This window comes from Pseudomonas sp. R4-15 (assembly GCF_055768815.1).
Window position 1 is genome coordinate 2,935,831 of sequence record NZ_CM147293.1, and the last position, 12,017, is coordinate 2,947,847.

Consider the following 12,017-nt stretch of genomic DNA (forward strand, 5'->3'; position numbering starts at 1 on the left):
TGTTAAGGATCGACAGGTGACGTTATGACTACGTTCTCGATGGATTTCGACTTCACTTCGGCCTCTTCCATGGCCGTGCTCAGCCAGTTGCAACAGCAAGGCTACAACTTGCTGGCATACAAAGGCGCCGTAGGCCCCAACCAGCTCACCACCGGCGTGCCGACCTGGTTCTCGGTGCCTTTCGGTACCGTCTTCGGCGAGGTCAGCATCAATTACACGCCGATGTACAAGTTGTACATCAGTACGCAGGGCAACATTGCCGCCAATACCACGATCCAGATGCAGCGCATATCCAACCCGCTGCAACTGGGGAGTGCGCAGACATTCAATGCGGACGGTAGTTTTGGTTCGGGAGGCGTGACCGGCGTACCCGCCGACAGCATGGGCCTGTTCAATAACCGCCCTGCGGGTACTCCGCCGCTGACGGTCGGGCTGGCCGGTCTGGTGAACACGCCGCAGGGCAACGAATACCTGCCGTTCTGCGCGTTCACCCTGAATCCTCAGGGTTCCATCATCATGAAGCCCCTGGACACCATCCTGCTGGTCGCCGCGCAGCAGAACCTGCAGTCGGGTAATGTCCAGGCTAACGTCTCGGCACCTGGTTGCACCTTCTCGTTCTCTGCCAGCAACATCGAATACGACCTGCAGGTGTTGCCGAGCACCTTCGCTATCACCAACCAACCGGGCGCGGCCCCTGTCGATCCGGTCAGCTCCGGTTCGACCATTGGCACCATCATCAACTCGGCGGGTTGATCGTCTGCCTCGCCGAAATTGGCGCGCACCCGCGCGGTAGCGTGGGTGCGCGCTTTCCGTTTTGCCGCCGAGGTACGCGATGTCCCACTATCGATTAGGCGTATCTCTATTCGCATGGCTGGTGCTTATTTCGCTCGCTCCGGTGGCCTGGCCTGCACCCCTGCAATTGACTCTGTATCTGAACGAGGAGGCCCGCCAGTTTCTTTCAAAAGGAAACCAGCGGATTCTCATCGTGCTGCCGACGCCGGCTTCGCAAGATGCCACGGTGGTAGTGGCGCAAGCCTTGGAGCCGCCGCTGGCCGACAGCACAACGCTGCGGCTGGAGCTGGATGCAGCGTTGTATGTATCCATGCATCCCGTGGAGCCCCTACAGGTAATCACTCCGAGCGTTTCGCAACGGGTAACGGAAGGCCAGACATACAGTTTCAACGGGTACCGCATCGATGGAGAAGGCCCCGGGTTAGCTGGGTACTTCAGCCTCTACTTCAATGCCCCACCCAATGCGCAGCCCGTGGCCACAGGACTCAGCGGCTTTATCTACGACAGTGCCTCCGGCAAGCCCGCTCAGCCTTCACCCACTCGTTACAGCACCCTGCAAATGTTCCAGACACAGGTCATGTCCCTGACCACTCCGCAAGTATGGATTCTCGTGGGTAGCGGCGTAGACACGGGCACTCGATTGCCGTTGGCGCTCCTCAAGCCTGTGGCACATGAGGTCTTCCAGGTGGCGGGGGCGTACGGTGCCCCATCCGGTCCGACGCTAAGCCGCTACCATGAGGTAACACTAAGCGCGGCGAATAACAGCAGTGTTCATTTCGATCCCGCGCTCAACGCCTTCGTCGAGGGACCCTATAGCCAGGGCTCCATGAGTGCTGCGGGAGATACCGTAACGCTACTTAAAAGGGCTCAGGCGAGCAGGTAGCGTGAGGTCGTAGGCTCGGACGGCCAGTGCGCAGAGCAACGGCCAGCAGGAGCCAGCCTGCACACTCTCAAACACGAAGGAAGGACACACTCATGGCTACTGCCGTATACGATCCCGCTACTAACAAAGTCGTTGCCAATGGAGATGAAGCCCAGAAAGTTAATCTGCATTGGGAAGTCCCGAACTGCCTGCCGTTGAACGGCCCGGTGGCCGGAGAGCACTACACCCTGCGTACCGATCAACATGGCCATATCTCGGTCAAGTGCATCGCTCCGGGCGTGCCTGGCATCCAGACTGCGAGCTTCATGGAGGTGTAATCCCGTGAGGACTGGCGTGTCCCTCAAGCTGTCTTGACCGCCACGCCAGTCCGTTAGGAGGCTCGAATATCCCGCCCTGATCGGCCATGCCGCAGGGATGGGGGAGAACCCCCACCACCCTCTGCAGCACCTGGCTCCTCAAGGACCCGGGCGGCGCGCTGTTGAGGTGGGAGAGGGCGAAGATCGCTGATGTAGGCCGGACGGGTGCTCAGGTGCCGGATGAGCATCGCGATCACGGTGGTTGTGCCGACCGCAGTGATCCGCGCTGACCTTGCCAGGCGAACCGTGCAGGCGGCGAGCATGGCGCGGTGGTAGCGACGCCTTGGCCGTTTCGAAGCAATCAAGCATTCACGTCTACGACGAGCCGGCCTCGAATCTTGCCGTCGAGTAACTGCCGCGAGGCCTCGAGTGCGCCCTGCAGGCTTACTTCGCGAGTAATGCTCGCCAGGTGTTCGCGGCGCATGTCCTGGGCAAGGCGTTGCCAGGCTTCAACGCGGCGAGCGTAGGGCTGAGTTACGCTGTTCACTCCAAGCAGACTCACACCGCGGAGAATGAACGGGGCAACGGTGCTCGGCAGGTCCATGCCTTGGGCCAGGCCACAGGCCGCCACCGCCCCTTCGGCCTTGGTACCGGCACAGACGTTGGCTAGCGTATGGCTCCCTACGGAATCGATGGCCGCGGCCCAGCGTTCTTTCGCCAACGGACGTCCCGGCGCTGCCAGTTCGGTGCGATCGATGACGGTTTCCGCCCCCAGTTCCCTGAGATAGTCGGCTTCCTCGGCCTTGCCGGTCGCGGCGATGACCGAGTAGCCATTGACCGCCAGCAGACTGATCGCAAAGCTGCCCACGCCGCCGCTGGCACCGGTCACGAGTACCGGCCCGTCGCTCGGCGTGACGCCAAAGCGCTCGAGCGCCATCAGGCAAAGCATCGCGGTATATCCAGCGGTGCCTATTGCCATGCACTGTCTCTCGTCCAGTGTTGCAGGGAGGGGAATCAGCCACTCTGCGTTCAGGCGCGCCTTTTGAGCCAGCCCGCCCCAGTGGCTCTCGCCCACGCCCCATCCATTCAAGAGCACCTTGTCGCCGGCCTTGTAGGCCGGATGAGCACTGCTCGCGACCGTCCCCGCAAGATCGATACCCGGCACCATGGGAAACCGTCGCACCACCGGGCTCTGCCCGGTGATCGCCAGTGCATCCTTGAAATTGAGGGTGCTGTAAGCGACCTCCACGGTCACGTCCCCCTCCGGGAGTTGCGAGTCCTCCATTTCCGTCAGCCGTGCTTGATAGTTGGAATCTTCGGACTCGACCAGGATTGCTTTGAACATGGGTTGCCTCATATTAGACCGATCGTCTTTAAATAATCCTGCGAAATCACCGCGTGATTCCGGCAAGAAAGCCTTCGATGAAAATATCCAGGGGACGGGCGTTCTGAGCCAGTCGGGCGCGAAGTACCGCGCCTTCCCAGCCAATCCAAAAATAAGCAGCCAGGGCCGCGCAGTCATCCAGGGTGGATAGCTGACCTGCCTGTTGTGCGGCCCTCAGGCAAATGAGCAGACGCTTTTCCCAATCCTGCAGCACGGCCTCCAATTGCTGGCGGAAGCTGCTGGGAAGGACCAGCACTTCTTGCCCCAGATTGCCGACGAGGCAGCCTCGCCGAAACTCATAGCGCGCCATGCCGGCTTTGGCGTCCTCGACGAAGTTGTTGAGACGCTGCAGTGGCGCTACTTCTTCATCCAGGAACCAGCGATCCAGTTTCCGGGCAAAATACTCCCCGTAACGCTGAAGCACGGCCTGGCCGAACGCTTCCTTGCTATCGAAGTAGTGATAGAACGAACCCTTGGGAACCTGTACTCGCTTGAGCACGGCATCGATCCCCGTCGCAGTGAATCCCTGCTCCGTGAAAACCTCCATCCCGCAGCGCAGGAGGAGTTCGCGAGTCTCGGTGTGCTCACGAGCGACTTTGGGCGGTCGGCCTCGGCGGACGGGAGGGGTAGGCGTTTTCATGCGAATTAATTTAGACCGACCGTCTCAAAATATCAATCCTCTCCTCGGCAGAGGCTCCTGTCGTCAATGGCGCCACCCTGCTGCGGAGGTGCGCGGCTAGCACATCAGCGCCCGTTGTAGTTGGCCGAGAAGCGCCCGTTGGTAACCTGCAGGAAAGGTCCATTCTCGCCGCCACCATTGAGGCGCAGCACGCCTGAAAAACTGCCTTCGACATGCTGTTCGTCCATCGCACTGACCGTCAGCACGAAACGACTGCCGTAGCTGCCGTCGGCCAGATAGCTGGTAGTGCTGCCATTGCCGTTCTGTACGTAGTAGTTGGCGTGCAACTTGGCGTCATCCGTGCTGTAGGCGCCCGGCTGGACGTCGGCGTGCACCAACTGAAAGCCAAAACCCGGCGAGCGTGCATCCTCGTCCAGATGGCCAGCCACCGTAACGAAGTGGACCACCGCCTCGGCCGGTGGATCGTTGGCGCTCAGGTGCGCATCGAAGTCCAGTGCCTTGCCATCCAGCTTCAGACTCAGGACTTGCGTGGGGGCATCGCTACCGCCGCAGCCGGCGAGGCCCAGCATGAGGAGGGCGGAGCATAGCGTGGCACGCAGGGTATTCGAGGTCATGGAGCCATCCTTTGCAGTCTGGGGATTCCCAGCGGCTGGTGTTACCGCTCGGGGGTAGGGTATCTCGAGCTATCGACGCCGTCCTGGCTTGGGTGCCCGAAGGCCGCCGAAATGCGCCAATCAGAGGCAACGCCAAGAATAGCAGCGTGCTGCCCATACCACCTGCGCCGCACCGCGCTGCTCCAGATATTCCAAGCTCCATCGCGCCGTGTAGGACTGACGCTTGAATCGCTGGCGGTATAGCCCCCTAGTGAGGCGCGGTATCTCGCAACCCTCCCAGCGTCGAGCCGCTGAACGCGGGGGCAGGACGCGGAACGTCGAGGGCTGCGCCCTCACGTGGGAGGGCGGGTTCGATCAAACCGCGTTGTCGATCTCCGCGCGTGGCGGCGCTTCGCTCGGCAACGGACCCTCGAAAGATCGCTCCAGGCTGGCCCGATGCAGATCGCGGCGAATGTAGGCGCGCCGATGACGCGGAGAGTGCAGCCCGTCGTAGAACAGCCAGAAGAGATAGATCAGCGCAATACAAATGGGTATGGCGGCCCAAAGTCCACCTCGGGCAAAGGTCTCGCTGACGGAAATGACTTGGACGGAGAGCCCGGTCAATACCCCGAGCAGGCCCAGGAAGACCGCGTTCTGCGATAGCAGGTAAGGCTTGGCGGGCGCCTCTAACGACTCGGCGTACGCCGCTACCCGGGCGGCCCGCTGCGCATTCCAGCCGGCTGAACGAAGGCGCTCGAGAAACAGGACGTAGCACAGCAGATCGTCACGTTGCCAGATTGATTGGCGGTACAAGCCATAGGTCTGGAAATGCACGGGATAGAGCTGCCGGATCGTCCACTGGCGGCTGTAGAACATACCGAGTGCCCAGGGTATCAGCAGCAGATAGCAAAGCCCCATTGCCCAGCCAGGATGGAACGCGGCATACAGGCCAAATCCCATCAGCAGGAGGGTCAAGCCCAGCATCGAGTAGATCGGTTTGTTGACGGACCACGCCTTGCGCGCGAACAGGCGCTGGCGAATCTCCTTGCGGACCTGGAAATACAAGTCCTGGGCATCGGCCCAATCGTTCAGCATCGTGCGTTTCCAGTCGTTGGCCGGGGCAGGCCGGGCGCGGGCGTAGGCCAGGACTCTGCTGGACAGACGACGCGTTGTCCACCAGGCAGGCCGTCAGCGCCGCGACGGCATGGGCGCACATGATAAAGACCCTGCCGCCGACGATCGGGAAGCGCTCCACGAACGCGAGAGATGAAGGGCGGGAAATGAACCTGTCCGCCTGTGGGCTCATGCGCAGGCATGGGAACGATCAAAAGGGCCCGTCGCGCACGTTCCGGTTTGATCGTTTCCACGCTCCGCTGCCTGAGCCATCCAGGCGGCCTCGCTTAATGACGCATCATCTCCGCGGCCTGCTCGGTGGCCTCGGTGGTGCGGGTCGCCAGCTTGCGAACCTCATCGGCCACTACCGCAAAACCTCTCCCGGCTTCACCTGCCCGCGCGGCCTCGATCGCCGCGTTGAGTGCGAGCAGGTTGGTCTGGCTGGCGATGCTCTGAATCGTGCTGACGATCTGCGTGAGCTTGGTGATGTTGGCTTCCAGGGTGCGCTGGTGCGCGGCTTCCGTCTCCCGCATTGAGCTCTGCTGATGCTCCAGATCCACGTCGACCAATGCACCCACCACGCGTAGCGGCGCACCCGAAGCGTCGCGCTTGGTCTGGCCGCGTGCTCTGAACCAGCGGTACTCACCGCTCTTCATCTTCAAGCGGTACTCGATGTCGAAGGGCGTCTTGCCGGTACGGTCGTTCAGGTGTGCCTGGAACGCTTCGAGGCTGTAGGCCTTGTCTTCCGGATGCAGTCGCGAGGCCCAGCTGTCCAGCTCATCGGGAAACTCCTCGACGGTCTCGAAGCCCAGCAGACGACGGAACTGCAGGGACCACCAGAACGGGTTCTTCGGATTGACCGGGTCACCCGCAATCACCTCCATGTCCCACAGTCCGTCCGAGAGCATCTCCCGGGCCAGCTCGAAGCGGGTGATGATCACCTCATGCTCCTGCTCGCGCTGCAGCTCGTCGTCGATGTCACGCAGCGCACCCGCCACACGCAGCGGCACGCCGCGGCTGTCGCGCAGGGTCTCGCCCTGGGCGAAGAACCACCGGTACGTACCGTCCTTCATGGCCAGGCGATTCCTGACGCGGTACGGGGTCATGCCGGTCTTGTCGTTCAAATGGCGGGCAAAGGCCTCCAGCGTCGCGGCCTTGTCCTCGGGGTGCAGGCGATCCGACCAACTGGCCAGGACATTGGGGAAATCCTTCTCGTCACGGAAACCGAGCATCTGCCGGAACTGCGGCGACCACCAGAACTGGTTGCGCGGGTTCACCGGATCGCCCGCCACCACGACCATGTCCCAGAGACCCTCGCTGGAAGCCCGGTTGACCAGGTCGAAGCGTGTTTCCGATGTCTTGGCACTGGCTTGGGCTTCGGCGAGCATCTGCCGCGCCGATTCGAGTTCTTCTTCCAGTTCGGCGATGCGGCTGTCGCTCTGGGCGGATTTCTGTTCGCGCAAGGTCCATTCGCGCTGGACCTCAGCCCAGTTGGCCAAGCCTTGGCCGGGAGTACCTTGGGCAGAGGAGGGAAGTGAAGCGGTCAGTTGCTTCAGCGCCCGCAGTTCACTGCGCGGGCGAAAGAGGTTCAGCATGGTTCGGGACTCGGAGGAATGTGAAGAACGCCGAATCCCTGGCTGAGGTGACTGCTTTTCAGCAGGCTGACAACGTGGCTCCCTGGAGAACGAGAGGCCACCGCGGGCGCAACGCTAGCGCAATCCAGACAGGATTGCGATGTCTTAATGCCATCAAAATATTAGCCTGAGAGGCCGTCTGGAGCCATCAGCCGGGCGGAAACAGTCTGGCGCGCTTGAACTGTTCGCACCTGACCGTTGAGCGTTCCAAGGCTCCCACGTGGGAATGCCGCCGCGAACACGCTCTGCGTCGGCGCTTTCGGTGCCGGGAGCGGGTTGATGCGTAGGATGGGTCGGGCCGCGTAGGTCGGGCCGAATAGGTTGAGTCGCGTAGCGACGATACCCATCGTGGGCCGGGGCGATGAGTATCGCTGCGCTCAACCCATCCTACGCGCTGTAAAACGTGGCGTGTCCCCGATTACCCTTCGCCATAACTACCGTCTATTTCTCCCGGCTCTAAACACCAGTCAGTCGGATAGATGCCCATCGCCACCGCACGATGGAAGCTCGAATACGGCCACTCCAACAGACGCTGCACATGCCCATGTTTCAGCGGGTTGACGTGGATGTAATCGAAGTGCCGTTGGTAATCGCGTGGGTCACGAATCAGATGCTCCCAATAACGCCGTTGCCAGATGCCGCGCTCGCCACGGCGTTGTTGAGCGCGCGTGCGTGCCTCGTCTGAGGGCAGCCGCTTGGCGAAAGCGAATTTGATCACCTTCCAGCGCAGGGCGAAGTCGCTGTCCCCGGGCGGCAGGGTCCACAGGCAATGCATGTGCTCGGGCAACACCACCCACGCATCGATCTGGAAGGGATGCCGGGCCCGGGTGGCTCGTACCGTTTCGCGCAGCAAATCGATTTCACGAATCAGCAGATCGCTGCTCCGGTCCCGCAGGTTGACGGTAAAGAAGTAAGTGGCGCCGGGAACATCAGCGCGGCGGTAGTTCGGCATGGCAGCTCTTCCTTGAGCAGGGTGTCGCCTGAACCCTGGTGGACAAGCTTCGCGTTGTCCACCCTACGTCATCGCGGCCACCCCGTAGGGTGGAAAACTCGCGCAGCGATTTTCCACCGTGATATCCGGGCTACTTGCTGGATCACTTGCTTTAAATCGTATCAAGTGTTGCAACAAACTCTGGGGGCTTTTTGTGCTCTGCTGTGTTGTTGCTCCATCGCAGGCTTGCATATCCGGCTCGAAGTCTATGCCCTATCCATCTGGCGTCTACAATAGGGGGGGCGTCTGGGAGGTTAATTAGTAGCAGTCTGCCCAGGTAGTCGTTCCACTCCCTGCTGCTTAGTAGTGCCAAGCTGTATCCGTGAAGAGAGTTTCCGGAATTATATATAAGTAGTTCATCGGATATCTTTTTGGGCAGAATGCTTTGTACAAGTTTTTTTTGTGAGGAAAGTGTTTCTCGGGAGCAGCAGAAGTCAATCATGGGGAGGTGGAAGAGTTTTTTTCCTGCACTTAGCCTTGAGTGGAGGGCTAGCTCTTCTTGTGGTCCAAGCTCAGACTTTTTCTTTAGTAGAAAGTCAGGGCTAACCAGATACGCCTCAACCTCAAAAATGCTCCTTTTATCTATTATACTTTGCGGGGAATGCTCGTAAATGCTCATTTCAAGGCATGAAAATGGAGCCCTAGATAATATAAAAGGCATCAATGCATCTAAAGGGTGCGATCCGGGGTGTATCATAGAGTTTTTATCCCTGATAGCTTCTGGTATATGTCGAGAGCGAAGTCATCGGTCATCCCGGATATGTAATCAACCACAAGGTGTGCCCTATAGATCCACTCGAGTTCTGGGTTTGATTGGCTTTCGGTTTTGTAGCATTTTTTGCATTGGTTGGGGATTAGGTTGAGTAGACGTTTCTCTGTATGCAAACCTAGAGATTTTGTTTTTTTTGTGTCTTCTTTCAGAAGCGCTTTGAAATGCCCTTCAGGGATATCTAGTATTGGCTTTAGCCTTTCTAGTATCCCGCTTATTGCGCTGTTTCCTGCAAGTTCTAGAATTTCTGCTTCGTGTGCAGAGTAGACGTTCGTTGAAACAAAGTCCCTTATAACTTGGAGTATTGAATAATGCGCGCTTTCCTTGTCCATTAGGGAGTCTGTGAACTCTCCTTTTAGTATGTCGCTCTCTTTTTGAATATAATAGTCTGCTGTGTTTTTAGCTGAAATATTTATAAGCTTTGTACGCATTGCGACGAATTTGCTTGTGGGTAAGTTCTCTCTCTTTACATGCTCTTTTATTTCATCCCACAGCTGCTCGTGCTTGCTGTTTTTTGCTGAGGATTCTATTGCGCCGGAAAGCATTTCAAATGTTATTATTTTTTTCTCAATCCCATCCTCTATGTCGCTTAGGCAGTATGCGATATCATCGGCGGCTTCCATGACGAAAGTTAACGGGTGCCTGCTGTGAGGAGTAAGATCTAAGTTTTTCCAAACGGAGCGTATTTGTTCTTCTTCGCTTAGGAAGAATCCATTTTTCTTGGCGAACGGGTTATCTTTTTCTAGTTCAGCGTGTCGGCCATGTTCTGGGTATGTGTATTTTAAATATGCTGATATAGTAGAGCACGTGAGGTTTAATCCGTACTCATCTTCGCTTTGCAGTTTTGTTATTATTCGTAAACCTTGGGCATTGCCTTCGAAATTCTCTAGGTCCTTATAGTGCTCAGGTTGTTTTTCTTTTTGCGACTTGAAGTCTCCATTGCCTTTAGATTTAAACCAATTTGATATCGCTGCTTCCCCAAAGTGACCGAAAGGAGGGTTCCCTATGTCGTGTAATAGGCAAGCAGATTCCACGATATTTATGAAGGCTTCTTTTTGTTCTGTGCTGAGTTTTTTATGTGTGAGGGCAATTCGTTGGGCGATTTGGCGTGCGATCGTTGCAACTTCTAAGGAGTGGGTCAGTCGGCTGCGTACAGCGGCGTTTTGTTCAAGTGGAAATACTTGTGCCTTCTTTTGAAGTCGGCGAAAAGGGGCAGAGAAAATTATACGTGCCTTATCGCTTTCTGTTTCTATAGCTATATTTTTTTCTCTTCCTGAGGTGCTTTTGCGAAGACGTGTGTCTGAAAGGATTTTATCGTATTCCATGAGTATCTCCTTAATGAAAGAAGCCCCGCATTTTGCGGGGCTTCTTTTACATGGTTATCAATCCCAGCTCAAAGCCCCACCCGTCTGATACTCAATAACCCGCGTCTCGAAGAAGTTCTTCTCCTTCTTCAGGTCCATGATCTCGCTCATCCAGGGGAACGGGTTGGTGGTGCCCGGGTATTCCTCTTTCAGGCCGATCTGGGTCAGGCGGCGGTTGGCGATGAATTTGAGGTAGTCCTCCATCATGGCCGCGTTCATGCCCAGTACGCCGCGCGGCATGGTGTCACGCGCGTATTCGATTTCCAGTTGGGTGCCCTGGAGGATCATCTGGGTGGCTTCGTCCTTCATTTCGGTGTCCCACAGGTGCGGGTTTTCGATCTTGATCTGGTTGATCATGTCGATGCCGAAGTTCAGGTGCATGGATTCGTCGCGCAGGATGTACTGGAACTGCTCGGCGGTGCCGGTCATCTTGTTGCGGCGGCCCATGGAGAGGATCTGGGTGAAGCCGCAGTAGAAGAAGATGCCTTCCAGAACGCAGTAGTAGGCGATCAGGTTGCGCAGGAACTGCTTGTCGGTCTCGACGGTGCCGGTCTGGAAGGTCGGGTCGGAGATCGAGCGGGTGTACTTGAGACCCCAGGAGGCTTTCTTCGCGACGCTGGGAATCTCGTGGTACATGTTGAAGATCTCGCCTTCATCCATGCCCAGGGATTCGATGCAGTACTGGTAGGCGTGGGTGTGGATCGCCTCTTCGAAGGCCTGGCGCAGGATGTACTGGCGGCATTCGGGGTTGGTGATCAGGCGGTAGGTGGCCAGCACCAGGTTGTTCGCCACCAGCGAGTCGGCGGTGGAGAAGAAGCCGAGGTTGCGCTTGACGATGCGGCGCTCGTCTTCGGAGAGGCCATCGGCGGACTTCCACAGGGCGATGTCCGCGTTCATGTTCACTTCCTGCGGCATCCAGTGGTTGGCGCAGCCGTCCAGGTACTTCTGCCAGGCCCAGTCGTACTTGAAGGGTACGAGCTGGTTGAGGTCGGCACGGGCGTTGATCATCTGCTTGTCGCCGACCTGCACGCGGGCGCTTTCGCCTTCGAGTTCGTCCAGGCCTTCCTGGATGTCGAGGTCGTTGAGTGCGGCCTTGGCGCGGGCGACGGCTTCGGAGTCTTCGGCGGCAACGGCGCGGGCGTCGCTGGCGGCGGCGTCACCGACGCTATCCAGGCGCTCCAGCGGCATGTCGGTGGCAGCGGCCTGCGGTGCGGCGGGCTTGGCGGTGCCTTCTTCGGGTTTGTCGAATTCGTCCCAGTTCAGCATGTGGTTGCTCCTGATCGGGGCCGGCTCAAGGGCCGGTCGTGAATGGGTTTGCAGTGCGTTGCACGCAGAAAGCTGAAAAGCCTGGCGGGCACGCGAACGGCGCGCTCCGCTCGACCGGCACACGGCCGGCCGTTTCGAATACGGGCGAGAAGGGCGGCGCCCCCTCGCGGGTCTTGCAGTTGACGCTGTGGTGGAAAATCGCTGTGCGACTTTCCGCCCTACGAAAGGGCTCTTTCGAGCCCATTTACAGCGGGCGGTTTCCAGAGTGGGTCAGCGCTAGGCGCGTGGTGGT

General features: G+C 58.5%; 11 protein-coding genes and 2 pseudogenes. 3 read left to right on the forward strand and 10 right to left on the reverse strand.

Translation table 11 applies throughout. The annotated features are described in order from the left end of the window. The first annotated feature begins 24 nt into the window (after positions 1–24). The 3 genes from ACYRGX_RS14085 (at position 25) to ACYRGX_RS14095 (ending at position 1,992) form a co-directional block, all read left to right on the forward strand. The gene (locus ACYRGX_RS14085) at positions 25–753 is read left to right on the forward strand and encodes a hypothetical protein (RefSeq protein WP_473053094.1); all 729 of its coding nucleotides are present in this window, start codon (positions 25–27) and stop codon (positions 751–753) included. A 79-nt stretch (positions 754–832) separates the two neighbouring features. Then, a complete protein-coding gene (locus tag ACYRGX_RS14090) occupies positions 833–1,675 on the forward strand; it encodes a hypothetical protein (protein ID WP_473053095.1) in 843 nt (280 codons plus the stop codon). A 92-nt stretch (positions 1,676–1,767) separates the two neighbouring features. Continuing rightward, complete coding sequence (locus ACYRGX_RS14095) at positions 1,768–1,992, forward strand: hypothetical protein (protein WP_473053096.1); 225 nt, start codon at positions 1,768–1,770, stop codon at positions 1,990–1,992. A 340-nt stretch (positions 1,993–2,332) separates the two neighbouring features. Here the strand turns inward: ACYRGX_RS14095 and acuI are convergent, their stop codons facing one another. The 10 genes and pseudogenes from acuI to ACYRGX_RS14145 all read right to left on the reverse strand — a co-directional run bounded on the left by acuI (position 2,333) and on the right by ACYRGX_RS14145 (position 11,725). Then, positions 2,333–3,316, reverse strand: coding sequence for an acrylyl-CoA reductase (NADPH) (gene acuI / locus ACYRGX_RS14100; protein WP_473053097.1), 984 nt, complete (start codon positions 3,314–3,316; stop codon positions 2,333–2,335). A 46-nt stretch (positions 3,317–3,362) separates the two neighbouring features. Further along, entirely contained in the window at positions 3,363–3,995 is a 633-nt protein-coding gene (acuR, locus tag ACYRGX_RS14105; RefSeq protein ID WP_473053098.1) for an acrylate utilization transcriptional regulator AcuR, read from the reverse strand. Between the two features lie 104 nt (positions 3,996–4,099). Next, positions 4,100–4,609, reverse strand: coding sequence for a hypothetical protein (locus ACYRGX_RS14110; RefSeq protein WP_473053099.1), 510 nt, complete (start codon positions 4,607–4,609; stop codon positions 4,100–4,102). Positions 4,610–4,963: 354 nt separating this feature from the next. Continuing rightward, positions 4,964–5,683, reverse strand: a complete 720-nt coding sequence (locus tag ACYRGX_RS14115; protein ID WP_473053100.1) for a hypothetical protein — start codon at positions 5,681–5,683, stop codon at positions 4,964–4,966. A gap of 305 nt (positions 5,684–5,988) precedes the next feature. Continuing rightward, a pseudogene (locus tag ACYRGX_RS14120) lies at positions 5,989–6,201 on the reverse strand (methyl-accepting chemotaxis protein); the annotation flags it as partial. 129 nt (positions 6,202–6,330) lie between these two features. Then, positions 6,331–7,296: pseudogene (locus ACYRGX_RS14125) on the reverse strand (PAS domain-containing protein); the annotation flags it as partial. Between the two features lie 457 nt (positions 7,297–7,753). After that, entirely contained in the window at positions 7,754–8,287 is a 534-nt protein-coding gene (locus ACYRGX_RS14130) for an REP-associated tyrosine transposase (protein WP_473053101.1), read from the reverse strand. A 151-nt stretch (positions 8,288–8,438) separates the two neighbouring features. Next, on the reverse strand, positions 8,439–8,945 hold the full coding sequence (locus ACYRGX_RS14135) for a primase 1D-like protein (RefSeq protein ID WP_473053102.1): 507 nt from the start codon (positions 8,943–8,945) through the stop codon (positions 8,439–8,441). Between the two features lie 74 nt (positions 8,946–9,019). Then, positions 9,020–10,420 (reverse strand): dGTPase, encoded by a 1,401-nt coding sequence (gene dgt / locus ACYRGX_RS14140; protein WP_473053103.1) that lies wholly within the window; start codon positions 10,418–10,420, stop codon positions 9,020–9,022. A gap of 57 nt (positions 10,421–10,477) precedes the next feature. Further along, on the reverse strand, positions 10,478–11,725 hold the full coding sequence (locus tag ACYRGX_RS14145; RefSeq protein ID WP_473053104.1) for a ribonucleotide-diphosphate reductase subunit beta: 1,248 nt from the start codon (positions 11,723–11,725) through the stop codon (positions 10,478–10,480). Positions 11,726–12,017: the final 292 nt, after the last annotated feature.